At 65.4% G+C, this 24509-nt stretch carries 24 protein-coding genes; 9 read left to right on the forward strand and 15 right to left on the reverse strand.

Annotated elements, in window-relative coordinates; all coding sequences use genetic code 11:
* Position 1 precedes the first annotated feature (1 nt).
* The 9 genes from tuf to ASD75_RS00045 all read right to left on the reverse strand — a co-directional run bounded on the left by tuf (position 2) and on the right by ASD75_RS00045 (position 8992).
* Complete coding sequence (gene tuf / locus ASD75_RS00005) at positions 2–1291, reverse strand: elongation factor Tu (protein ID WP_156400913.1); 1290 nt, start codon at positions 1289–1291, stop codon at positions 2–4.
* Positions 1292–1433: 142 nt separating this feature from the next.
* Positions 1434–3536, reverse strand: a complete 2103-nt coding sequence (gene fusA, locus ASD75_RS00010) for an elongation factor G (protein ID WP_056742093.1) — start codon at positions 3534–3536, stop codon at positions 1434–1436.
* A gap of 151 nt (positions 3537–3687) precedes the next feature.
* Positions 3688–4161 (reverse strand): 30S ribosomal protein S7, encoded by a 474-nt coding sequence (gene rpsG, locus ASD75_RS00015; protein WP_005798541.1) that lies wholly within the window; start codon positions 4159–4161, stop codon positions 3688–3690.
* Positions 4162–4336: 175 nt separating this feature from the next.
* Positions 4337–4714: a 30S ribosomal protein S12 gene (gene rpsL / locus ASD75_RS00020; RefSeq protein ID WP_015012185.1), complete on the reverse strand. Its 378-nt coding sequence runs from the start codon at positions 4712–4714 to the stop codon at positions 4337–4339.
* 264 nt (positions 4715–4978) lie between these two features.
* On the reverse strand, positions 4979–6148 hold the full coding sequence (locus tag ASD75_RS00025) for a D-alanyl-D-alanine carboxypeptidase family protein (RefSeq protein ID WP_056057545.1): 1170 nt from the start codon (positions 6146–6148) through the stop codon (positions 4979–4981).
* Positions 6149–6245: 97 nt separating this feature from the next.
* Positions 6246–6896, reverse strand: coding sequence for an alpha/beta hydrolase (locus ASD75_RS00030; protein WP_056742095.1), 651 nt, complete (start codon positions 6894–6896; stop codon positions 6246–6248).
* 87 nt (positions 6897–6983) lie between these two features.
* Entirely contained in the window at positions 6984–7343 is a 360-nt protein-coding gene (locus ASD75_RS00035) for a ferredoxin (protein ID WP_015012182.1), read from the reverse strand.
* 98 nt (positions 7344–7441) lie between these two features.
* On the reverse strand, positions 7442–8545 hold the full coding sequence (locus ASD75_RS00040) for a VanZ family protein (RefSeq protein ID WP_056742097.1): 1104 nt from the start codon (positions 8543–8545) through the stop codon (positions 7442–7444).
* Between the two features lie 18 nt (positions 8546–8563).
* Complete coding sequence (locus tag ASD75_RS00045) at positions 8564–8992, reverse strand: CopD family protein (RefSeq protein WP_015012180.1); 429 nt, start codon at positions 8990–8992, stop codon at positions 8564–8566.
* A 317-nt stretch (positions 8993–9309) separates the two neighbouring features.
* Here ASD75_RS00045 and hemB point away from each other — a divergent pair, with 317 nt between their 5' ends.
* Both hemB and ASD75_RS00055 read left to right on the forward strand, forming a co-directional pair.
* Positions 9310–10317 (forward strand): porphobilinogen synthase, encoded by a 1008-nt coding sequence (hemB, locus tag ASD75_RS00050; RefSeq protein ID WP_056057768.1) that lies wholly within the window; start codon positions 9310–9312, stop codon positions 10315–10317.
* Positions 10318–10377: 60 nt separating this feature from the next.
* Positions 10378–11625 carry a magnesium transporter CorA family protein gene (locus ASD75_RS00055; protein ID WP_200947543.1) on the forward strand — a complete coding sequence of 416 codons (1248 nt, stop codon included), beginning with the start codon at positions 10378–10380 and terminating at the stop codon, positions 11623–11625.
* A 168-nt stretch (positions 11626–11793) separates the two neighbouring features.
* On the opposite strand, the gene ASD75_RS00060 is transcribed toward ASD75_RS00055, so the two are convergent.
* The gene (locus ASD75_RS00060; protein WP_056743104.1) at positions 11794–12711 is read right to left on the reverse strand and encodes an amidohydrolase family protein; all 918 of its coding nucleotides are present in this window, start codon (positions 12709–12711) and stop codon (positions 11794–11796) included.
* 55 nt (positions 12712–12766) lie between these two features.
* Positions 12767–13456, reverse strand: coding sequence for a dienelactone hydrolase family protein (locus ASD75_RS00065; RefSeq protein WP_056742102.1), 690 nt, complete (start codon positions 13454–13456; stop codon positions 12767–12769).
* 122 nt (positions 13457–13578) lie between these two features.
* Between ASD75_RS00065 and ASD75_RS00070 the strand changes: the two genes are divergently transcribed.
* The 6 genes from ASD75_RS00070 to ASD75_RS00095 all read left to right on the forward strand — a co-directional run bounded on the left by ASD75_RS00070 (position 13579) and on the right by ASD75_RS00095 (position 19293).
* Positions 13579–14325, forward strand: a complete 747-nt coding sequence (locus ASD75_RS00070) for an SDR family oxidoreductase (RefSeq protein ID WP_056742104.1) — start codon at positions 13579–13581, stop codon at positions 14323–14325.
* Between the two features lie 176 nt (positions 14326–14501).
* Positions 14502–15137 (forward strand): MarC family protein, encoded by a 636-nt coding sequence (locus tag ASD75_RS00075; protein ID WP_055402029.1) that lies wholly within the window; start codon positions 14502–14504, stop codon positions 15135–15137.
* Between the two features lie 6 nt (positions 15138–15143).
* On the forward strand, positions 15144–15854 hold the full coding sequence (locus ASD75_RS00080; protein WP_056742105.1) for a winged helix-turn-helix domain-containing protein: 711 nt from the start codon (positions 15144–15146) through the stop codon (positions 15852–15854).
* Between the two features lie 66 nt (positions 15855–15920).
* Complete coding sequence (gene creC / locus ASD75_RS00085) at positions 15921–17387, forward strand: two-component system sensor histidine kinase CreC (RefSeq protein WP_056742108.1); 1467 nt, start codon at positions 15921–15923, stop codon at positions 17385–17387.
* 113 nt (positions 17388–17500) lie between these two features.
* Positions 17501–18937, forward strand: a complete 1437-nt coding sequence (gene creD, locus ASD75_RS00090; protein ID WP_056742110.1) for a cell envelope integrity protein CreD — start codon at positions 17501–17503, stop codon at positions 18935–18937.
* Positions 18934–19293 (forward strand): hypothetical protein, encoded by a 360-nt coding sequence (locus ASD75_RS00095; RefSeq protein ID WP_082564823.1) that lies wholly within the window; start codon positions 18934–18936, stop codon positions 19291–19293. Before creD ends, ASD75_RS00095 begins: the two co-directional genes overlap by 4 nt.
* Before the next feature lie 104 nt (positions 19294–19397).
* On the opposite strand, the gene ASD75_RS00100 is transcribed toward ASD75_RS00095, so the two are convergent.
* The 4 genes from ASD75_RS00100 to ASD75_RS00115 all read right to left on the reverse strand — a co-directional run bounded on the left by ASD75_RS00100 (position 19398) and on the right by ASD75_RS00115 (position 22262).
* The gene (locus tag ASD75_RS00100) at positions 19398–20444 is read right to left on the reverse strand and encodes a sensor domain-containing diguanylate cyclase (protein WP_056742113.1); all 1047 of its coding nucleotides are present in this window, start codon (positions 20442–20444) and stop codon (positions 19398–19400) included.
* A 203-nt stretch (positions 20445–20647) separates the two neighbouring features.
* Complete coding sequence (locus ASD75_RS00105; protein WP_056742115.1) at positions 20648–21184, reverse strand: hemerythrin domain-containing protein; 537 nt, start codon at positions 21182–21184, stop codon at positions 20648–20650.
* Between the two features lie 167 nt (positions 21185–21351).
* Positions 21352–21933, reverse strand: a complete 582-nt coding sequence (locus tag ASD75_RS00110) for a hypothetical protein (protein WP_056742117.1) — start codon at positions 21931–21933, stop codon at positions 21352–21354.
* A gap of 110 nt (positions 21934–22043) precedes the next feature.
* Positions 22044–22262 (reverse strand): CsbD family protein, encoded by a 219-nt coding sequence (locus ASD75_RS00115; protein WP_056057504.1) that lies wholly within the window; start codon positions 22260–22262, stop codon positions 22044–22046.
* A 372-nt stretch (positions 22263–22634) separates the two neighbouring features.
* On the opposite strand from ASD75_RS00115, the gene ASD75_RS00120 reads away from it, so the two are divergent.
* On the forward strand, positions 22635–24509 hold the full coding sequence (locus ASD75_RS00120) for a DUF1800 family protein (protein ID WP_056742119.1): 1875 nt from the start codon (positions 22635–22637) through the stop codon (positions 24507–24509).

The following is a 24509-nucleotide window of genomic DNA, read 5'->3' on the forward strand; positions in this document are numbered from 1 at the left end:
ATTAAGCAATGATCTTGGCCACGACGCCAGCGCCCACGGTACGGCCGCCTTCGCGGATAGCGAAGCGCAGACCTTCTTCCATGGCGATGGGGTTGATCAGCTTCACAGTGATCGACACGTTGTCACCAGGCATGACCATTTCCTTGTCGGCTGGCAGCTCGATGGCGCCAGTCACGTCGGTCGTGCGGAAGTAGAACTGGGGACGGTAGTTGTTGAAGAAAGGAGTGTGGCGACCGCCTTCGTCCTTGCTCAACACATACACCTCAGCCGTGAAGTGGGTGTGGGGCTTGATCGAGCCGGGCTTGCACAGCACTTGGCCACGCTCCACGTCTTCGCGCTTGGTACCGCGCAGCAGCAGGCCGACGTTGTCGCCAGCTTGGCCTTGGTCCAGCAGCTTGCGGAACATTTCCACGCCGGTGCAGATGGTCTTTTGCGTGTCGCGGATACCCACGATTTCGATTTCTTCGCCGACCTTGATGATGCCGCGTTCCACGCGACCGGTCACCACGGTGCCGCGGCCGGAGATGGAGAACACGTCTTCCACGGGCATCAGGAAGGCACCGTCCACAGCGCGCTCTGGCGTGGGGATGTAGGTGTCCAGAGCTTCGGCCAGCTTCATGATGGCTTCTTCACCCAGCTTGCCCTTGTCGCCTTCCAGGGCGAGCTTGGCGGAGCCACGGATGATGGGGGTGTCGTCGCCTGGGAAGTCGTACTTGTCCAGGAGTTCACGCACTTCCATTTCGACGAGTTCCAGCAGTTCTTCGTCGTCCACCATGTCGCACTTGTTCAGGAACACGATGATGTAAGGCACGCCCACTTGGCGAGCCAGCAGGATGTGCTCGCGGGTCTGGGGCATTGGGCCGTCAGCAGCGGAGCAGACCAGGATAGCGCCGTCCATCTGGGCAGCACCGGTGATCATGTTCTTCACATAGTCGGCGTGACCGGGGCAGTCCACGTGAGCGTAGTGGCGGTTGGCCGTTTCGTATTCCACGTGGGCGGTGTTGATCGTGATACCGCGGGCCTTTTCTTCGGGCGCAGCGTCGATCTGGTCGTAGGCCTTGGCTTCGCCGCCGAACTTGGCGGACAGCACGGTAGCGATAGCTGCCGTCAGCGTCGTCTTGCCATGGTCCACGTGACCGATCGTGCCCACGTTCACGTGGGGCTTGGTCCCGAACTTGGCGGACAGCACGGTAGCGATAGCTGCCGTCAGCGTCGTCTTGCCATGGTCCACGTGACCGATCGTGCCCACGTTCACGTGGGGCTTGGTGCGTTCAAACTTACCTTTTGCCATTTCAATTCTCCAAAGAGCAATCCCTGTGTAGTGGTTTTACGTCTGCATCTGGTTGCTGATTCACTCCGCACAGGGAACAGAGTGGCACCGGATCGCAGACAAAACAAAGCCCGGACCACGAGGGCCCGGGCGAAGTGCTTACTTACTTGGCGCGCGCGGCCATGATGGCTTCAGACACGTTGCGAGGGGCTTCGCTGTAGTGCTTGAATTCCATCGTGTAGGTAGCGCGACCTTGCGACATGGAGCGCAGGGTCGTGGAGTAGCCGAACATTTCGGACAGGGGCACTTCGGCCTTGATGGCCTTGCCACCGCCTGGGATGTCGTCCATGCCCTGCACCATGCCGCGGCGGCTGGACAGGTCGCCCATCACGTTGCCGGCGTAGTCTTCAGGCGTTTCCACTTCCACGGCCATCATGGGTTCCAGAATGACCGGACCGGCCTTCTTGCAGCCTTCCTTGAAGCCGAAGATGGCAGCCATCTTGAACGCCAGTTCGTTCGAGTCCACATCGTGGTACGAACCGAAGTGCAGCGTGACCTTGACGTCCACCACGGGGTAACCGGCCAGCACGCCTTGCGTGACGGCTTCGTTGAAACCCTTTTCCACGGCCGGGATGAATTCACGAGGCACCACACCGCCCTTGATGGCATCGACGAACTCGTTGCCCTTGCCGGCTTCGTTGGGTTCGATCTTGAGCACAACGTGGCCGTATTGGCCCTTACCGCCAGACTGGCGCACGAACTTGCCTTCGGCTTCTTCCACCGTCTTGCGGATGGTTTCGCGGTAAGCAACCTGGGGCTTGCCCACGTTGGCTTCCACGCCGAATTCACGCTTCATGCGGTCCACGATGATTTCCAGGTGCAGCTCGCCCATGCCGGCGATCAGCGTCTGGCCCGATTCTTCATCGGTCTTCACGCGGAACGATGGATCTTCTGCAGCCAGGCGCTGCAGAGCGATGCCCATCTTTTCCTGGTCGGCCTTGGTCTTGGGTTCCACGGCCTGGGTGATCACAGGCTCAGGGAACACCATGCGCTCCAGAATGATCTGGGAATCGAGATCACTCAGCGTTTCACCGGTGGTCACGTCCTTCAGGCCCACACAGGCAGCAATGTCGCCAGCGCGGATTTCTTCGACTTCCTGACGCTCGTTGGCGTGCATCTGCACGATACGGCCGATACGTTCTTTCTTGCCCTTGATCGGGTTGTAAACGGTGTCACCCTTGCTCAGCACGCCGGAGTACACGCGCACGAAGGTCAACTGGCCCACGAAGGGGTCAGTCATCAGCTTGAATGCCAGGGCCGAGAACTTCTCGTTGTCATCCGCCTTGCGGGTGACTGGGTTTTCGTCTTCGTCCGTGCCCGTCACATCAGGAATGTCCGTCGGTGCTGGCAGGTAGTCAATCACGGCGTCCAGCATGCGCTGCACGCCCTTGTTCTTGAACGCGGTGCCACACAGCATGGGATGGATTTCCGTGGCGATGGTGCGCGTACGCAGGCCGAACTTGATTTCGGCTTCGGAGAGGTCGCCCTCTTCCAGGTACTTGTTCATCAGCTCTTCAGAGGCTTCGGCAGCAGCTTCCACCATCTTTTCACGCCATTCCTTGGCGGATTCCACCAGGTCAGCCGGGATTTCTTCGTAGCTGAACTTCATGCCCTGCGACGCTTCATCCCACAGGATGGCCTTCATCTTGAGCAGATCGACCACGCCGGTGAACTTGTCTTCGGCACCGATCGGGATCACCACGGGCACGGGGTTGGCCTTCAGGCGCAGCTTCATCTGGTCATAGACCTTGAAGAAGTTGGCACCGGTACGGTCCATCTTGTTCACAAAGGCCAGACGAGGCACCTTGTACTTGTTGGCCTGGCGCCAAACGGTTTCCGACTGGGGCTGCACGCCACCCACAGCGCAATACACCATGCAGGCGCCGTCGAGCACGCGCATCGAACGCTCCACTTCGATCGTGAAGTCCACGTGGCCGGGGGTGTCGATGATGTTGAAGCGGTGCTCTTCGTAAGAGTTGTCCATGCCTTTCCAGAAGCAGGTCGTGGCAGCGGACGTGATCGTGATGCCACGCTCTTGTTCCTGCTCCATCCAGTCCATGGTGGCAGCGCCATCGTGCACTTCACCAATCTTGTGGCTCACGCCCGTGTAGAACAGGATACGTTCGGTGGTCGTGGTCTTGCCAGCGTCAATGTGGGCCGAGATACCGATATTGCGGTAGCGCTCGATGGGAGTCTTGCGAGCCATGGTGGATCCTTGGATGGGTCGTGTTATTCGGGGGACGGGGCGACCATTGTGGCGCTGCAACCCGTCAATTTTGTGACCACCTCAATCGCCACAAGGCTGCAGGCAAAAATGCTTGCAGCCTTGCGTCTGGCGACGAGGAAAGGTCGTCGATTTAGAAGCGGAAGTGGCTGAATGCCTTGTTGGCTTCGGCCATACGGTGCACTTCGTCACGCTTCTTCATGGCGCCGCCACGGCCTTCGGTGGCTTCCAGCAGTTCGTTGGCCAGGCGTTGGGCCATCGACTTTTCACCACGCTTGCGGGCGGCTTCCTTGATCCAGCGCATGGACAGGGCCAAACGACGGACAGGGCGCACTTCCACGGGCACTTGGTAGTTGGCACCGCCCACGCGGCGGGACTTCACTTCCACCATGGGCTTCACGTTGTTGATGGCAACGGTAAAGGCTTCCAGAGGGTCCTTATCGGGGTGCTTCTTCTCGATCAGTTCCAGGGCGCCGTAAATGATGCGCTCTGCAACTGCCTTCTTGCCGCCTTCCATGATCACGTTCATGAATTTGGACAGCTCTACATTGCCGAACTTGGGATCCGGCAGGATTTCACGTTTGGGGACTTCGCGACGACGTGGCATTTTTTACCTCTATCTTTGCTTCAGTTGGCATCTTTTCAGACACCGCGAGAGCCAATCTCTGGACTCCCACTTACTCGACCCGCGCAGAACACCTGCGTTTGGGGTCACTACGCTGCACTTCCGCGCCACGCGGAAAAACAGCACCGAAAATTCTTCAGACCGAAAGGGCCAGGGCTTACTTGGCCTTTGGCTTCTTCGCGCCGTACTTGGAGCGGGCTTGCTTGCGGTCTTTCACGCCTTGCAAGTCCAGCGAGCCACGCACGATGTGGTAACGCACACCGGGCAAGTCCTTCACACGACCGCCGCGAACCAGCACCACGCTGTGTTCCTGCAGGTTGTGGCCTTCACCGCCGATGTAGGAGATCACCTCAAAACCGTTGGTCAGGCGCACCTTGGCGACCTTACGCAGAGCGGAGTTAGGCTTCTTAGGCGTCGTGGTGTACACACGGGTGCACACGCCACGGCGCTGTGGAGAGTTTTCCATCGCAGGGCTCTTGGACTTGGTCTTTTCGACCTCGCGCCCCTGACGGACCAGTTGATTAATGGTTGGCATGAAATACGTCCCTAAACGTGAATTTGCTTCGTGAAAGCGAAAACGTGAATCCCTTCGGAAATTCCGAAAAGCCTTCTAATGTAGCAGGATGCCCCCTGAAAGGCAAGCCCACTGCGGCTTGCAGCAGTTTCTGACACCTGCAGCCATCCCGGTGATCTGACAGGAACTGGCCGCAAAAGGAGCGAAAAACAGGCCCGACATATGCCGGACCTGCGCAGCCAGCTATGGTTTCAGAAGTGGTTCGCCACCTTCTGCAAGGCAGCGTCACTTGATCCAGAGGCGAATGGCATCCCAGGCACGGCCCAGGATGCCGGCCTGCTCCACCGCCTCCAGCGCCACCAGGGGCACTTCGCCGATGGACTGGTCGCCCAGCATGACCTTGAGGGTGCCAATGGCCTGACCCTTGGTGTAAGGCGCCACCAACGGGTCGGGGCGGGCGATCTGGGTGGTGACCTTGCCAGCGCTGCCGGCGGGCACGGCGACCACGATGGCCTCCTCGCGGCCGATCTTCAGCACGCTGTCCTTGCCCTTCCAGACGGCAGGGGTCGCCACCGGCTTGCCTGCGTCAAACAACTTGACCGCCTCGAACGCGGTGTAACCCCAGTTCAGCAGCTTCTGGCTTTCGTTCGCGCGCGCGTTTTCGCTCGCGGCACCCAGCACGATGGACAGCAGACGGCGCTGGCCCACGCCGGGGAATTCACGCTTGGACGTGGCCACCAGGCAGTAGCCCGCCGCAGCGGTGTGGCCGGTCTTGAGGCCATCCACCGTGGGGTCGCGGAACAGCAGCGAATTGCGGTTGCTGCCGTTCGATGCCGGAGTGCCCGGGTAGCTGTACTGCTTGGTGGAGTAGTAGTGCATGTACTCCGGGAAGTCCTTCATCAGCCGCATGGCCAGCACGGAGAGGTCGCGCGCCGTGGTGGTGTGGCCGGGCTCCGTCAGGCCTTCGGGGTTCTTGTAGCTCGTGCCCTTCATGCCCAGCGCCTGCGCCTGGTCGTTCATGAGCTTGACGAAGTTCTCAGCCGTGCCGCCCACGCCTTCGGCCAGGGCCATGGTGGCGTCGTTGCCGGACTGCACGATCATGCCCTTGATGAGGTCTTCGACCGGCACCTGCATCTTGGGGTCGATGAACATGCGCGAGCCGGGCATCTTCCAGGCGCGCACGCTCACGGGCAGCTTCTGGTCCAGCGCGATCTTCTTGGAGCGCAGGGCGTCGAACACCAGGTAGCCCGTCATGAGCTTGGTGAGCGAGGCCTGCTCCACCGGCGCGTCGATGTCCTTGGCGGCCAGCACCTGGTTGGCGGTGACATCCACCAGCAGGTAGGTGCGCGCGGCGATTTCGGGGGGCTGGGGTGCCTGGGCCAAGGCGCCAAAGGCAGCCGGGGCCACCGCAGCAAAGACGGCCAGGGATCGCAACGCAGACAGGATTCGTTTCATGGGGCAGGAGGGGGCTGGAGAGGCTCGAAAAAAGGGTGGGAGAGACGGCGGGAGAGGGAAGACGACGGACGGCCGGAGCCGGTCCGGGCGGCGCCCCTCAGGCGCCCGATTGCAGGTGGCGGACCACCAGGTTCTTCAGAAGCGGCAATTGTCCGTGAAAGAAATGACCGCCTGCGGGGACGACTGTGACAGGCAGTATCTGGGGCCGGGCCCAGTCCATCACAGCGGACAGCGGCACGGTGTCGTCCTGCTCGCCGTGCACGACCAGCGTGCGCAGGTGGGCATCGGGCGGCACCGGGGCCACCGTGAAGCGGCTGGCGGCCGTGCCGACCAGCACGGCCTTCTGCACGCGCTGCGTGGGCCACAGTGCCTCCAGCGCATGGCTGGTGACAAACGCACCGAAAGAAAACCCCGCAAGCGCCAGGGGTTGCCCCTCGGCGGCGGGAGCCACCTGCTCTACCACCGCCAGCAGGTCCTGCAACTCGCCCCGGCCTTCGTCGTACACGCCGGCCGTGGCGCCCACGCCGCGGAAGTTGAAGCGCACCGCCGTCCAGCCACACTGCACAAACGCGCGCGCCAGGGTCTGCACCACCTTGTTGTCCATGGTGCCGCCAAACAGCGGATGCGGGTGGGCGATGATGGCGACGCCACGGGGCGCCGCGCCATCGGCCAGGGTGGCGCTGTCGCGCACGGCCTCGATGGCGCCTGCGGGGCCGGACAGGGTCAGGCGTTCGGTCTGGGCATTCACGGATTTGCTACTCAATCAATAGCAACAGGGGCATGATCCACTAGCGCCTGCTGCCAAAATCGTTCCAAGACAGGGATGGAGCCGCGCTCAGCGGCCAAGTTCCGCTGGCGTGACCAGACGTTCCACCACCTGGCCGTTCTTGAGGTGCGATTCGACGATTTCGTCGATGTCCGCCGCATCCACATAGGTGTACCAGGTGCCCTCGGGGTAGACCACCGCCACGGGGCCACCCGCGCAACGGTCCAGGCAACCGGCCTTGTTCACACGCACCTTGCCGGCACCCGCCAGCCCGGCGGCCTTGACCTGGGCCTTGCAGCGGTCAAAACCCGCCTGTGCGTTGTGGTGCGCGCAGCTGTCTTCCCCGTTGGTGCGCTCGTTGAGGCAGAAGAAGATGTGGCGCTGGTAGTAACCGGGCGCTGCGGCCGGTGCGGAAGGGGTGTCGCTCATCCCTGCATTTTAAGGACCCCTGCCTCTCCCAGCGGGCGAGGCCACGCCCCAAGCCCCTGTCCTGCCACACAGAAAGCCGGAGGCCATCGCCCTGCGACTCAGGCCCCGCCCTCTCGCCGGGACACCCGAAACACCACATACAGCAGCGTCAGGTAGGGCCACAGCCAGCCCAGCCACTGGCCCAGACCATAAAAGCGGATGAAACGGCCCTGCTCCCAGATCTGCAGCGTCTGGGCAAAGTAGGCACTGGTGGGCGCCTGGTTCAGCAGCGCTAGGTGCCAGGTGAGCGCCAGCAGCAGCACGGCAGCGCAGGCACGGCGCGGCAGGGCCAGCATCAGCAGGGCCAACGCCAGCGCCGCCCACACGCCCACGCGCACGGGCAGGTCCATCCACTCCCAGGCGTGCACGGGGCCCCAGCTCAGTGCGGCGGACAGCGCGGTCAGCACAATGCCCACCCCCACCACCGCGAGCGCAAACAGGGCGCGCCGCCCCATCTGGCGGATCACGCAATACCCCAGCAGACAGGGGATGAGCAGCCCCAGGGTGACGCACAGCAGCTCGCCGCTGGGTGACAGCGGGTCCAGCTCGGTCTCGCGCAGCGGCAGCCACTCCAGGAACGGCGTATCGGCCAGCAGGTCGATGAGCGCGGCCTCCAGCCGCTCCAGCACCTGGCCCAGGCCAAAGGGCACCGCTGCCGGAAACAGCAGCGCCAGCGGCCACAGCGCCAGCAGCACCATGCCGCCCGAAGCGTCGGACACAAACCAGCGCGCCCGGAAGTCGCTCCAGCGGTCCAGCGCCCCCAGCCGCTCCAGCAGCGCGGCGCTCAGCGCACCGGCCAGCGTGCCCAGCGCGTTGAGCGCCAAGTCCAGGTTGGAGGGCACGCGCCGGGGCAGGTAGATCTGCAGAAACTCCATGCACAGCGACAGCAGCGTGCCCACCAGCGTGGCCAGCGCCACCGCCCACAGCACACGCCGCCAGCCCGAGCGCAACAGGCCCAGCACCAGCAAAAAGCCCAGGGGCGCGTAGCCCACGAGGTTGGTGGCCACGTCAAACCCCGTCCAGTAAGGCGGGGGGATCCGTGCAAACAAAAAGACCAGGGGGTCGATGCCCTGTTCGCGCCACCCGTCAAACGGGAACAGGCTGGCAAAAACGATCAGCGCCGTGTACGTCAGCGCGAGCGGCCAGGCAGAGGTTTTGTGCATGCGCCCTCTGCGTCTCCGTCAGAAGGGTTTGACCACCACCAGCACCACGGCCACCAGCAGCAGCAGCACCGGCGCTTCGTTGAACCAGCGGAACCACACATGGCTGCGGCGGCTGGTGCCGTCGGCCAGCTTGCGCAGCAGCACGCTACACGCATGGTGGTAGCCGATGACCAGCACCACCACGGCCAGCTTGGCGTGCATCCAGCCATTGCCGGGGCCCCGGCCGATGCCGTAGCCCAGCCACAGCCACAGCCCCAGTGCGATGGCGGGCACGGCCAGCAGGGTGGTGAAGCGCATCAGCTTGCGTGCCATGAGCAGCAGGCGGTCGCGCTCGGCGGCCGAGCCGGGCGCCACCATCGCCAGGTTGACGAAGATGCGCGGCAGGTAGAACAGGCCCGCAAACCAGCTGGCCACGAAAACGATGTGAAAGGCTTTGACCCAGAGCATGGGGGCAGTTTACGGGCCTACGCCACTCCGACGGGACAACCCCAAAAAAAAGCCCGGCAGATCCGCCGGGCCGGGAAAGCCTGTGCCGCATCGCTGCAGCCCAAGTCCCGCTCAGGGAGGAAAAGCGGGGGGCGGCAAGCCGCCCGGCACCAATCTAGCACTGGGCATGGGCGGTTACAAGCGGCTTTTCCACAGAGCGCCAACCACCGCCACCGACCCCTGCCAGTGCCACCGTGGATCCGGCTTTGCCGGTCCAGGGGTGGCGCCCCTCCAGGGGGAAGGCGCGCAGCGCCACAGGGGGGCTTCATAATCCGATGATGCACCTCCAAAGCCCTGCCCCCTTCCCCCAGAACCGCCCCCGCCGCCTGCGCCGCGATGCCTTCACCCGCCGCCTGGTGCGCGAGAACGTGGTCACCGCCGACGACCTGATCTACCCCGTGTTCGTGCACGAGGGCACGAACCGCAGCGAGGCCGTGACCTCCATGCCCGGCGTGGACCGCCTGAGCCTGGACCTGTTGCTGCCCGTGGCCGCGGACTGCGTGAAGCTGGGCATCCCGGTGCTGGCGCTGTTCCCGGCGATTGACCCGTCGCTCAAGACACCGGATGGCAAGGAAGCCCTGAACCCCGACGGCCTGATCCCGCGCGTGGTGCGGGCGCTGAAGAAGGAGTTTCCCGACCTGGGCGTGATGACCGACGTGGCGCTGGACCCCTACACCAGCCACGGCCAGGACGGCGTGCTGGACGAGACCGGCTACATCATCAACGACGAGACGGTGGAGATCCTCACTGGCCAGGCGCTCACGCATGCCGAGGCGGGCGTGGACATCGTCGCCCCCAGCGACATGATGGACGGCCGCATTGGCGCGATCCGCGAGGCGCTGGAGGTGCAGGGCCACATCCACACCCGCATCATGGCCTACAGCGCCAAATACGCCAGCGCCTTCTACGGCCCGTTCCGCGACGCGGTGGGCACGCGCGGCGCCCTGGGCAAGGCCGACAAGAACGTGTATCAGATGGACCCCGGCAACAGCGACGAGGCCCTGCGCGAAGTGGCCATCGACATCGCCGAAGGCGCCGACATGGTGATGGTGAAACCCGGCATGCCCTACCTGGACATCGTGCGCCGCGTGAAGGACGAGTTCCACGTGCCCACCTTTGCCTACCAGGTGAGCGGCGAGTACGCCATGATCAAGGCCGCTGCCGCCAACGGCTGGCTGGACCACGACGCCGTGATGATGGAAAGCCTGCTGGCCTTCAAGCGCGCAGGCGCCGACGGCGTGCTGACCTACTTTGCGCGCGACGTGGCACGCAAGCTACAAAAATAATAGCTGTCAGCGCATATTCCACTAGCGCTACCGGCGCTTTTGACTGAAACCACGGTGTCCATGCGCATCTTTCACATCCACAGCAGCGGCGTGCAGGAGCTGACAGCCCTGCCCGCCCAGATGCCGGCGCAGGGTTTCCTCTGGATCGCCTGCGCGCGTCCGGCCTTTCAGGCGCGGCTCGCCGAGATCCAGGGCCGCCTGCAGGCGCTCATCGGGCTGCAGCTGGTGGACCTGCATGTGTCCGACCTGCTCAACGCCCAGCTGCCCTCGCACTACGACTACACCTCGCAGTACGACCTGCTGGTGTTCCGCCGCCTGGCAACGGTGCAGGGCGATGCTGCGCAGGCCGGGCAGCCTGGGCCTGCTGCCCCCGCCACACCGGCCGTTGCCGCCGAGCCTGACAACAACCCCAACGCCCCCGTCAAGCGCAGCGGCCCGCCCGTGCTGCGGCGCATCGACACCAGCCCCGTGGGGTTTGCGGTGTTCGACCAGCTGCTGCTGACCGTGCACCCCACCGACTGCGCGGTGCGCGATGCCTACGCGACGCGGCTGCTGGCGGCCACCCCGGCCAACAGCAATGGAATCGGCAACGGAACCAGCAGCGCCAACAATGCCAGCCACGCTCACGGCAACGCCCACGCCAGCCCCGGCATGGGCGAGGGCCGCAGCAGCCCGATCTCGGGCGCACGCCTGCCCACCAGCCCCGCCGACCTGATGCTGCGCGTGGTCAACCAGATGGTGGACGGCTACCTGGACCTGCGCCGCGAGCTCACCCGCCAGCTGGACCACTGGCAGACCGAACTGCTCAAGCCCCGCGCGCGGTACGTGAACTGGACCTCGCTGCTCGAAGCGCGCCTGTCGCTGCACATGCTCGACGAGATCTGCGAAGACCAGCGCACCGCCGTGCAGGACTGGATCGACGCGCTGGAAACCTGGGCCCTGCCCGACACGCCGGCGGGCCTGCGCGAGCTGGACCTGCTCAAGGTGCGCAGCCGCGACGTGCTGGAGCACATCGAGCGCGTGGTGCACCACGTGCGGCGCCTGGAGCAGAGCACCGAAACCGCCGTGCAGATGCACTTTTCGGTGCAGAGCAACCGCACCAACGACATCATGCGCACCCTCACGGCGCTCACGGCCGTGTTTTTGCCGCTGAACCTGATCGCGGGCATTTTCGGGATGAACTTCGAGTTCATTCCACTGGTGCACAAGGCCGATGGCTTCTGGTGGGCCATGGGGTCGATGGTGTTCATCGCGGTGTCGCTGGTGCTGCTGTTCTGGCGCAAGCGGTATCTGGCGAGGACAAGATAGGAACATCCCCCTGAGGCCCTTCGGGCCTTCCCCCTTCTCTCGGCTTCGCCGGGAAGGGGGACGATGCCCTCGCTGCGGGGCGGCCCTTGCTTGGCATCCCTGGCTTGGGTCAGCGCCCGTATCAGCGTGCGTCACCCAAAAACAGGAAGGGTCATGCGTTCCAGTGCCTTATGGCCTGGCCACCCCAAACAGCCCCGCCGCGTTATCCCACGCCACCTTGCGCGCCACATCGGCGGGCAGGCCGCCCAGCCACTGGCGGTAGCCCTGCATCAGGCTTTCGTAGTGTTGCCAGCGCTGGTTGACCCAGGTGTCCGAGCCGATCACGAAGCGCGTGGGGTACTTGAGCAGCAGCACTCGCCAGGCGGGGCACAGCTGGTTGTCGTCGCACACCAGGCCGGGACGGTACGAGAGTTCGCCCACCAGGCCCGGGTAGCGGGCCATCAGGGCGTCCACCCGCTCCACAGGCGCGCCGCCAATGCCGGTGTGGGCCCAGATCAGCCGGGCCTTCTGGCCTTGGGACGGGGTGTTGGCCATCAGCAGGTCGATGGCGGTGTCGTCCACATGGGCCAGCACCATCAGGTCCCGCTGCTCGGCCAGGGCCATGAGCTTTTTGGCGACGGGGCCGTTGGCGTTGGCGCTGTCGTACAGGTGGAATTCGCCCAGGCCCCGGTACGGGCCGGCCGGTGTGCCCCGGGCCAGTTCCGTCTGCACCATGTCGTAGATGGTGTCGTCGGCAAACCAGCCGGTGTAGTCGGCGCGGTTGCGGTACAGCCGCACAAACGGCACCACCGCCACACCGGCCTCACGGGTCTGCGGCAGGCCCGCCAGGGTGAGCGACCCGGCATTGGGCCGCGAGTTGGCCACGATGGCGCGCACGCCGCTGGCCTTCATGCGCGCCAGCACATCGGCGGGTGGGTGCGGGCCGGAGCGGCCATCCCAGGCTTCCTCGTTGTAGTGCAGGTGGGCGTCGAACAAGGGGCCGGTGTAGTCGGCCGCGTGGGTGGTGGCGCTCAACGCTATCAAACCCAAAGCTGCCAGCGCATAACGGACTAGCGCTTGGGACCAAAAACGCCTGAAATCCGCCATGACCACCCCCATTTGTCGTTCGCTATCGTGTCGCCGTCTCTGTCACTGGGGCGGTTCAGCCCAGGTGCTTGGCAAAGAAGGCCAAGGTGCGCTCGCGCGCCGTGTTGGCGGCGGCCTCGTCGTAGCTGCCGCGCTGGTCGCAGTTGAAGCCGTGGTCGGCGGCGTACACATGCACTTCGACCTCCGGGTGGGCCTTGCCGAAGGCCTGCACGCTATCGAGCGGAATCCAGTGGTCGCGCTCGCCAAAGTGGGCCAGCACCGGCACCTTAGGGGTGCGGGCCACTTCTTCCGGCGTGGTCACGCCGCCGCCGTAGTACGGCACAGCGGCCGACAGGCCCTGCAGCTGGCAGGCCGAGCGCCAGGTCAGCAGGCCGCCCCAGCAGTAGCCCACGATGCCCACCTTGCCGCCGCTTTGCTGCGCGGCGTAATCGATGGCGGCCTGGATGTCGGGCAGCACGCCCGGGGCAGGCAGGGCCTCGACCGCGGCCTTCAGGCCCATGCCGGCCTGCATGTCGTCACCGGTGTAGCCCAGCTCCACCCCTTGCTTGACGCGGTGGAAGGTGGACGGCGCCACGGCCAGGTAGCCGCTGGCTGCGTAGCGGTCGGCCACCGAACGGATGTGCGAGTTCACGCCAAAAATTTCTTGCAGCACCACCACGGCGCCACGGGGGCTGCCCTCGGGCCTGGCGACCCAGGCGGGGGCCACAAAACCGTCACTCGACGTCAGATCGACAAACTGTCCCATGCTGAATGCTCCTTGGATTTGGTACGTATGGTGCGCAGAGGGTCCGCGCTATGGGTGCGGGCGCTGCGCTGCGGGGGGCAGAACCTGTTCCAATGCGCCATTCTTGCAGGAGACCCCACCCCATGGAGAAGATCGCACTAATCACTGGCGCCAGCCGGGGCATTGGCGCCGCCACCGCACGACTGGCCGCAAAACATGGCTGGGCCGTGGCCGTCAACTACCTCGCCAACGAGGCCGCTGCGCAGGCCGTGGTCGATGCCATCCGGGCAAACGGCGGCACCGCCATCGCGGTGCAGGGCGACGTGGCGAACGAAGCCGACATCCTGGCCATGTTCCAGGCCGTGGACACGCAGCTGGGCCGCATCAGCGCCCTGGTCAACAACGCCGGCGTGGTGGACGTGACCGCCCGGGTGGACGAAATGAGCACCGAACGCCTGCGCCGCATGTTCGACACCAACGTGATCGGCAGCATCGTCTGCGCCCGCGAGGCCGTGCGGCGCATGAGCACGCGCCACGGCGGCAGCGGCGGTGCCATCGTCAATGTGTCCAGCGCCGCCTCGCGACTGGGCTCGGCCCACCAGTATGTGGACTACGCGGCCGCCAAGGGCGCCATCGACACCTTCACCATCGGCCTGGCGCGCGAGGTGGCGGCCGAGGGCATCCGCGTGAACGCCGTGCGCCCGGGCCTGATCGAGACCGACATCCACGCCAGCGGCGGGCTGCCCGACCGCGTGCGCGACCTCTCGCACCAGGTGCCCATGTTGCGCGGCGGCACGGCCGACGAGGTGGCCGAGGCCATCGTCTGGCTGATGTCACCCGCAGCGAGCTACACCACCGCCACCTTGATGGATGTGTCGGGCGGGCGCTAGGAGAGAAGGCCCGGAGCCACCCGTGGCAGGCACGCTGCAATGCAGCATGCTTGGCCGCCAAACGGCGCAGAAAACACCGCATACTCGCGCACAGCCCGGGCTGCGCCACCCTCATCTGTCGTTGGCCTGAGCCCCCCGAAGAACCACCCTGCCCACTTGCCCTTGGGAGCGCCCTGATGGACCTCAAACCCCTGATCACCCTGCTGGCCATCGTGAACCCGCTGGCCATCGTGCCGTTCTTCATCCACTACACGCAGGGCTTCTCGTACCCGCAGCGGCGCCGCACCATCCAGGTAGCCAGCTTCAGCGTGTTCTGCGTGATTGCCGCCTGTGCGCTGCTGGGCCTGCAGATCCTCGACTTCTTCAACATCTCGCTGCAGAGCTTCCAGGTGGGCGGCGGCATGTTGCTGCTCATCAGCGCGATGAATATGCTCAACGCCCAGCCCGCCGAGGCCAAGCCCAGCACCAACGAATATGAAGAAGGCGCCGAAAAGGCCGCCGCCGGCAGCAGCATTGCCGTGGTGCCGCTCACCATTCCGCTGCTCACCGGCCCGGCCAGCATGTCCACCGTGGTGATTTATGCCGACCGCGCCCAGACCTTCTGGCAACACGCCGCGCTGGTGGGCTACGGCGTGGTCATCGCGCTGGCCACGGCCGTGTGCTTTGCGCTGGCCGACCCCATTGCGCGCGTGCTGGGCAAGACCGGCATCAATGTGATGACCCGCCTCATGGGCCTCATCCTGGCTGCGCTGGCCGTGGAAGTGATGGCCGACGGGCTGGGCAAGCTGTTCCCCATCCTCGTCGCACGCTGACCCTCCATGTCCGCCCGCCTGCTGCTGCTCGAAGACGACCCTGCCATCGCCCGCACGGTGGCCTATGCGCTGGAGCGCGATGGCCTGACCGTCACGCACAGCCTGCTGGTGCACGACGCGCGCCAGCAGCTGCAGAGCGCACGGTTTGACCTGCTGGTGCTGGACGTGGGCCTGCCCGACGGCAGCGGCCTGGACCTGCTGCGCGATGTGCGCAACACCGCGCCCACCGCCGCCCTGCCCGTGCTGATGCTCAGCGCCCACGGCGAAGAAATCGACCGCGTGCTGGGCCTGGAACTGGGCGCCGACGACTACCTCACCAAACCCTTCAGCCCGCGCGAACTGGCCGCGCGCGTGAAGGCGCTGCTGCGCCGCGCGGGCCACGGCAACGGCAACGGCAACGGCCACCCGGCAGCGCCCGCCGCCACGGCCGCCGCGCTGTTCCACGACGACGAGACGGGCCAGCGCATCAGCCTGCGCGGCCAGGCCCTGCCGCTGACGCGGCGCGAGTACCGCCTGCTGTCCCACCTGCTGCGCGGCGCAGGCCGCATCCATTCGCGCGACGCCTTGCTGGCCGCCGCCTGGGGCGACGACAGCGAAAGCACCGACCGCACGGTGGACACCCACATCAAAACCCTGCGCGCCAAGCTGCGCGAGCTGGACCCGGCGCGCGAGTACATCAGTACCCACCGGGGCATGGGTTACTGCCTGGACATCTGAAGCCAAATTGGCTGCCAGCGCCCATCCGAAAAGCGCTGACAGCTATTGTTTTTGAAGTAACGCACCATGCGCCTCGGCATCCGCCTGCTGTTCGCCTTCTTCCTCATCAACGGCATCGCCGCGTTCTTTGTGCTGCGCGTGTTCATGGCCGAGATCAAGCCCAGCGTGCGCGAGGTGATGGAAGACATGATGGTGGACACGGCCAACATCCTGGCCGAGCTGGCCAGCGAAGACCTGGCCGCCGGGCGGCTGGCAGCACAGGCCAACAACAGCAGCACCAGTCCGTTTGCCCAGCACGTGCGCCGCTACGCCACGCGGCCCATCGACGCGGCGATCTGGGGCTTTTCCAAGCAGTCGCTCGACTACCGCATCTATGTGACCGACACCACGGGGCGCGTGCTGTTCGACTCCGAAAACCGCGCCATCGGTGCCGATTATTCGCAGTGGCGCGACGTAGCCCGCACGCTGCGCGGCGAGTACGGCGCGCGCTCTACGCGCGATGTGGAAGATGACGACACCAGCGGCGTGATGCATGTGGCCGCGCCCATCTACGTCAAAAGCCAGATCGCGGGTGTACTCACCGTGGCCAAGCCCACGCGCACGGTGCAGCGCTTCATCGACCGGGCCGAGCGCAAGGTGTTCATGGGCGGGCTGTTGCTGCTGGCGCTGTCGGCCGCCGTGGGGGTGGCAGTGACGCTGTGGATGGTGTGGAACGTGCGCCGCCTGCGCGACTACGCACTGAGCGTGCAGGGCCCGGCCGACGGCGAACGCCACGACCCGAACCTTCCGCCCCCCACGGCCCTGGCCGTGCCCGAGGTGCCCGGCGAGCTGGGCGACCTGGCCCGCGCCATGGACCGCATGCGCGCGCGGCTGGAGGGGCGCGACTACATCGAGGGCTATGTACGCGCGCTCACGCACGAGCTCAAAAGCCCCGTGGCCGCCATCCGGGGCGCGGGCGAGCTGCTGCAGGACGAGCTGCCCGCCGCCGACCGCGCCGAGTTTGCGACCCAGGTGGTGCAGCAAAGCGAACGCCTGCAGCGCATCATCGACCGGCTGCTGGAGCTGTCCAAGCTGGAGCAGCGCCAGCACGCCGAAGGCCGCGCGCCCGTGGCACTGCACGACTGCGCCGAGGCCGCCATTGCCCAGACCCGCGCCCGCGCCGGGCAGCGCGGCATCACCCTGGCGCTGAGCGGCCACGGCACCAGCGGCCCGTGGGAGGCCGAACTGGTGACGCTGGCGCTGACCAACCTGCTGGACAACGCGATCGACTTTGCGCCCGCAGGCAGCACGGTGCGGGTGGAACTGGACGGCGCCACGGTGGCCGTGCAAGACAGCGGCCCCGGCGTGCCCGACTACGCGCTGCCGCGCCTGGGCGAGCGCTTCTTCACCACCGCAAGACCGGGCGGCGAGCGCAGCGGATCGGGCCTGGGGCTGGCGATTGTGCAGCGCGTGATGGCGCTGCACGGCGGGCAGATGGTGGCGCGCAACACGGCACCGGGGCTACGGGTGGAGCTGGTGTACCGCGCCGCCTGAGCAGCGAAAGCCACCGCCAGCGATCCCCACTTCACACTGGCCTCACAAACTTCATAGCGCCCTCACAGCGCGCCACAACACTGCCTCCACAACAGTCACTTGTGGAGGATCTTTTGTTCAAACACCCCTTGTTCACCAAGCTGGCGGCGCTGACCGCCATCACCGTGTTGCTGCTCTTTGGCCTGGGCCTGATCGAAGACGTGGTGCGCGACCGGCTGCGCTACCGCAGCATCACCGCACAAAGCGTGGCCGAGAGCCTGGCCGGGCCGCAGACGCTGATGGGCCCCATGATCCACAGCGCCTGCGTGGAAAGCTGGGATGAAGAAGTCGGCAAGGGCGAGGAGCGCCGCATGGTCGAAAGGCGCCGCGAGTTCATCCTGACCGCCATGCCCGAGCAGCTCAAGCTCACCACCGGCGCCGCGATGGAGGAACGCGCACGCGGGCTGCACAAGGTGAACACCTACAACCTCAAGGCCAACGTGACGGCGCAATGGGGTTCGCTGGCCAGCCTGCTGCCGCAGAACAGCATGAAGAATTCGCGCATGCACTGCGGCGCGCCCATCGTGATGATGGCCGTAGGCGACGCGCGCGGCATCCGCACCGCGCAGTTCACCATGGGCAGCCAGGCGCTTGCGCTCAAGCCCGGCACCTTCCACCCCACCTACAGCCGGGGCCTGCACGCGGTGCTGCCCGAATCCGTGCGTGGCAAGGCCGATGGCCTGACCGCCACGCTGGACCTGGAACTGGTGGGCACCGAGCGCCTGGCCATCGTGCCGCTGGGGGGCAACACCGAGGTGCTGATGACCAGCAGCTGGCCCCACCCGTCGTTCGCCGGGCGCTTTCTGCCTTCGGAACGCGAGGTCAAGAAGACCGGCTTTTCGGCCCAGTGGCGCCTGTCGTCGCTGGCCACCACGGCGCAGGCCGACATTGCGAACGGCAAGCGCATCTGCCTGGGCGCGGATGAGGGCAGCGACTATGCACACAGCGGGGCCACGCCGGGCGACTGCGCCGACAGCTTCAGCGTGGCCTTCATCGATCCGGTGAATCCCTATTCCCTGTCGGACCGCGCGACCAAGTACGGTGTGCTGTTCATCGCCCTCACCTTCGTGGCCGTGGGCCTGTTCGAGCTGATGAAAAAGCTGCGCGTGCACCCGGTGCAGTACCTGCTGGTGGGCAGCGCGCTGTGCAGCTTCTTCCTGCTGCTGGTGAGCCTGTCGGAGCACCTGACGTTTGGCATTTCGTACGCGGTGGCCGCGAGCGCGTGTGTGCTGCTGCTGGCCTATTACGCCAGCCACATGCTGGGCGGGCTCACGCGCGGTGTGCCACTGGGGGCGGGCATTGCGCTGCTGTATGGCCTGCTATACGTACTGCTGCAGCTCGAGCAGACAGCGCTGGTGGTGGGTGCGATTGCGCTCTTCCTGGTGCTGGCAGCGGTGATGGTGCTGACGCGCAAGGTGAACTGGTACGGCCTGTCGCAAGGCGGCACGCCCCCGCGCCCCACCATGCCGCCCATGCAGCGCCCCGCAGCCCCCCGCGCGGAGGCTGCATGAACGCCGCCGCGCAGACCACCCGCTGGGCCCAGTACCTGGCGCAGGCCCAGGCCCTGACGCCGCCCGCCAGCACCGGCCCCGCAAGGGGCCCTGCGCTGACCGCCGCCGAATCGGCCCGCGTGCAGCGCCACCGCGACCAGTTGATGGCGGCCCTGCGGTCGCAGGACCGGCTGGCCTTGCACTGCGCCAAGCAGCAGGTGCTGGACGCAGCCTTTTGCCCCCACCGTGCCGAGGCGGACCACAGCCACGGAGGGCCTGCAAGCGGCGCTGCAGATTCGCCCGCCCTGCGCCGGGCGCTGCGCGACCTGGCGTGGCGCACAGCGGCCTTGCTGTTGCCGCGCCGGCCGGAGTTCTGAAGGTGCCCCAAGGGCCGTGCGCAGGCCCCTGGGGCACAGTTTTTAGTAAAAATGGGGGGTAGCGCTAGTGCAATATGCGCCAGCAGCTATCAAAAGCAGAGCAGCTACACCACCACGGTGCGGCTGCGCCCCTCGCGCTTGGCGGTGTAGAGCGCAGAGTCCAGCAGGCGCAGGGTGATGTCCAGCGGGCGCAGCGGGTCGAACAGGGTAAGCCCCATGCTGACCGACAGCACCAGCGCCGGCTCGATGCCGGGCAGCGGGTGGGCGGCCAGCGTCGCATGCACACGCTCGGCCACCACCTGTGCCTGGTCGAGCCCGGTGGCGGGCAACAGGGCCAGAAACTCCTCGCCCCCCCAGCGCCCCAGCACATCGGCGGCGCGGAAGACATCGCGGCACAGGGTGGCAAACAGCTGCAGCGCCTGGTCACCCACATGGTGGCCGTACACATCGTTCACGCGCTTGAAGTGGTCCAGGTCCATCATCAACAGGCTGGCTGGCTCATTGCCGCGCTGCAGCAGTGCCCATTCCTGGCGCAGGCGATCGGTGAACGAGCGGCGGTTGGCCAGGCCGGTCAGCACATCGGTGTGGGCGAGCACGTCCATCTGGTGGCGGGCCGCCTCCAGCTCCATCAGCATCTGGCCCTGACGGTCGTTGGCGCGCTTGAGTTCCAGCAGCCGGATCACCTGGCGCGCCAGGGCACTGAGCAGGTCCTGCACCTTGGCAGACAGCTCGCGCGGCCGGTGGTCCAGCACGCACAGCGTGCCCAGCACAAAACCATCGGGCGTGACCAGCGGCGCCCCGGCGTAAAAGCGCAGGGGATTCTTCTGCGTGACGATCGCATAGTGCGCAAAGCGCGGGTCTTGTGCCAGGTCGGGCACGATGAAGACGCCGGACTGGCGGATGGCATAGCGGCACACCGACTCGCTCAGCGGGGTTTCCCGCAGCGCAAACCCACGGGCGGCCTTGAACCACTGGCGCTGGCTGTCCAGCAGGCTGATCAATGCCACGGGCGCTTCGCACACGTAGCCCGCCAGGTCGGCCAGCTCGTCGTAGGCGGGCTCCATGGGCGTGTCGAGAATGCCGTAGCGCTGCAGGGCCTGGAGACGGGCCGTGTCGTCGCAGGGGTCGTCGGGAGGGGTGGTGTCGGCCATGATGCGAAGCGGCCGCGCCGCCCCCAATTGCCTTGAGATGGGGCAGCATGCCACACAAGCAGGACGGCTGCACGGGTGGAAGCCCGATGGCCCCTGGGTCACGCCAGAGTGGTGCTCTGGCCCTGCAGTGCCTGCCTCTCGTTTGTTCGTTCAGCGTCTGCTGGCGCTTGCCGCTGCGGGCGGACAGCGCAGCTGTGTCGCGGTCAGGCAGCCACAGCGGGCGCGATATCGCGTTGGGCAGCGGGCTCGCTGGCACCCGGGGCGTCGGCGTCCGAACACGTGGCCCCACCGCAACCGTGAATCAACGCACCCGGCAACGCACCGGGAGCGTGCACCACGCCGGTCACAGGGTCAAACCCCACACGGCGCAGGTGCAGGGCCAGCGAGGCATCCATGCTCTGCGCATGCTGCGGAAACCACAGCGCCAGCTCGCTGGCCATGACGCGCAGCACCTTCAGGTCGCCCTGTTCGGCGCGGGCCGTGCCTTCACGCATCACCTGCAGCACCACCTTGTGCTGCATGCTGTGGCAGTTGCCCGATGCAAATCGGGTGGAGGCCATCCAGTCGTCTTCCTGCCCGAAATGCTCCTCGGTATGCTCCACCAGCGCGCGCCAGCGGGGCAGCAGGTCCGCGTCACCGGCCTGGTCCACGGCGGCCAGCAAGTCGACAAACTCCCGGTGGGTGTCATCCATCAGGGGCAGGTCGAGGTTCAACGCATCAGACCATTCGAGGTGGGCCATGGGACTCCTTGGGCGGGCAGATTAAACGAAGGTGCGAGCTTAGAAGCCCCAGCCCGGCCGGGTGTTGATGCAGGTCATGGCAACGCCATACGCAGCCAGGCCCTGCACCGCGTGCGGCGGTCAGGGCCTGGTGGTGCAAGGGACTTGGGCGCCCAGCGCCCGCCCCATCAGCTCTGGCCGTACATGCGCTTGGCGTCGTCCACACACTTGGACTTGAGGTCGCCAGTCATCGTCTCGCAGCGCTCCTTGGCAGCCTTGTAGTTGGCTTCATTCTTCTCGGCGGTGGCGTCCTTGCGCGCCTCGGCCATGTTGGCGGCCTTCTCGGCCGCTGTGTCTGCAGGCTTGGCCTGGGCCGCGGCCACCTTGGCGTTTTCCTTGGCCTTCACATGTTCGGCCTTGGCATCCTTCACGCACACGTCCTTGGCGTTGCCGGTCAGGTCGTCGCACTTTTCCTTGGCGACAGCGTAGGCGGCGTCGGCACGGGCTTCAGCCACCTTCTGGCTGGCCTTGGCGCTGGGCTTGTACTGGGCTTCGAGCTCGGCCTTGGCCACGTCTTCGGTGCCCTTGGCTTCCTTCATACAGATGTCCTTGGCGTTGGCCTTGAGGGCATCGCATTTTTGCTTGTTCATCTTGTAGTCCGCCGAGATGCTGTCCTTGGCGGCCTTGTGTTCCGCAGGGGTCATGGCAAAAGCGGTGGTAGCCATCAGACCGGCGGCGCAGGCGGCGATCAGGGTGCGTTGGAATGTCATGGTTTTCTCCTCGATGAAATTGAATGCAATGGGTGTGAATCTTGTAGGGGCGGTGCGCCAGGGGTGGCCTGGCGGGGGCGGGGCGAAAGCCCCGCAGCGCGGTCGCGCTATCAGTCGTTGAAGCGGAAGTCGGGATGGCGGTCCTGCCATTCCTTGAGCTGCTTTTCGGCCACGTCGCGGGCGATGCCCTGGCGCTCTTGCAGCTTGCCCAGGAACTGTTCGCGCTTGCCGTCGATGACATCGAAGTCGTCGTTCGTGAGCTTGCCCCACTGCTCGATCATCTTGCCCTTGAACTGCTTCCAGTTGCCCTTGATGGTGTCTTCATTCATGATGTCACTCCTCAAAAAACTTCGCTTCAGCCATCCACTCGGAGTGCGTGGAACCTTTGCGTGATGCGATGGAATTCACTGTAAAAATGATCTGGCGACGGCGCCGTAGTCCATGCCACGCAGCACACGTCAGCACAGGACTACGGGCGTGACGGACATCGCCGATGCGACGGTGCCCGCCCTCTGGCGGATGCCCAACAAGGGCTCACCAGGGGTACAAAGTGTTGCAACCGCCCATCACCAGATGCCCTGCTTCTCAAGGAACCTCCAGCAATGTTTCTCTTGGTAACACTTGTGTTTGCAAGTGGTCGCGGCATGTGATTAAGTGGTGCCTGCGCACTCTGCTTTGCGCGGGTTTCCATCTCAATCACCATGACCAATTCATACGCGGAAACTCTGACGACCGAGGTCGCAGAGACAACAGAGGGCGCCGCCTTCATCCCCGATTCCGTTCCTGCCCAGCGTTCAGGTAGTTCGGCGCCGTTTTTAGCGGCACTAGCGACAGCCAGCGCAGTGACCGCCTGCGGAGGCGGAAGTGCCGACAACAACACCACGCGCGCGCTGGACGGAGGGGTCATGCCACGGCCCATATCCGATGGGTTTTCTTATCCCGCTCCGACCACCGACAGCGAGGCTGCCCGGTTTCTCCTGCAGGCCCAGTTTTCGGCATCCACGGAAGAGATAGCGGCGCTGCGCTCGAGCACATACGCCGATTGGCTGAGCAGACAATTCAATGGACACCCGGGCGCCAGCGGCTGGGACTGGCTGAATGATCGCGGCTATGCAGCTGTTAGCAACGACACGGCTTACTACGACAACTCCTACCCCGCCGATTACATGATCTGGTATCAGCTCATGAAGTCAACCGATGGCCTGCGAAAGCGCGTTGCGCTCGCACTCTCGGAGATCTGCGTGGTCTCCACCAATGGCGTGGATATCAATTGGCGCTGCCATGCGATGGCCTGGTACTGGGACCAGTTGGTGAACAACGCGTTTGGCAACTACCGCTCCGTGCTGGAAAACGTGACGCTGAACGCCGCCATGGGCTACTACCTCAACACCCGCGGCAACCAGAAGGAAAACGCTGCCACCGGCCGACAGCCCGACGAGAACTACGCGCGTGAGGTGATGCAGCTCATGTCCATCGGGCTGGTAGAGCTGAATCTTGATGGCACGCCCAGACTGGACGGCAACGGCAAACCCATCGATAGCTACACCATGAATGATGTGACCAACCTGGCACGGGTGTTCACAGGCTACGACTACGACCAGTCACAAAACGTTCCGATCACGGTTCCAGGTACGACGCGCGTGGTCCCGAACACCACCTATACGCGCCTTCCGATGGCGCTCAATGCGTCTCGCCACTCCACCCTGGCGGCCACTTTCCTGGGCGCCACCATACCCGCCAACACGCCGGGCGCAGCCGCCCTCAAGAGCGCACTGGATACGCTTTTCAACCACCCCAACGTGGGCCCGTTCATTGGCAAGCAGCTCATCCAGCGCCTGGTCACCAGCAACCCATCGCCTGGCTATGTGGCGCGAGTGGCATCAGTGTTCAACAACAACGGGGCGGGGGTGCGCGGCGACATGCGTGCGGTGATCATGGCTATCCTGCTGGACGACGAGGCCCGCTCACCGGCAGGGCTTACTCAGCCGACCTTCGGCAAGCTGCGCGAGCCCATGCTGCGTTTTGTGCAATGGGGCCGCACCTTTGGATTGAACTCCGCCCGAGGCACCTGGAAGATTGGCGACCTGAGCGATCTGGGGTCCCGTTTGGGCCAAAGCCCACTGCGATCTCCCTCCGTGTTCAATTTCTTCCGGCCCGGCTATGTGCCGCCGTCCACGGCATTGGCTACCGCAGGCGCTGTAGCCCCCGAATTCCAGCTGGTCAATGAGAGCAGCGTGGGGGGCTACCTCAACTACATGCAGGGCGTGATCCGCAACGGCATCTACGTGAATGCCCCCGAACTGCCCAACAACGGCAGCACCGCCAACAACGGATACGACATCAAGGCCAGCTACACCAACGAGCTGGCCATCGTGGCGGATGCGGACGCACTGGTCGCACGCATCAACCTGCTGATGTGCGCAGGCCAGTTGTCCGCAGCCACCGTCAAGCTCATTACGGACGCGCTGAAGGCAACGCCCGTCACCGCCGCCAGCACCGACGCCGTCAAGCTCGACCGTGTAGCAGCCGCCATTTTTCTGGTGATGGCCTCGGCCGAATACCTCGTTCAAAAGTAA

The organism is Acidovorax sp. Root568 (assembly GCF_001427445.1).
Classification (GTDB): domain Bacteria; phylum Pseudomonadota; class Gammaproteobacteria; order Burkholderiales; family Burkholderiaceae_C; genus Acidovorax; species Acidovorax delafieldii.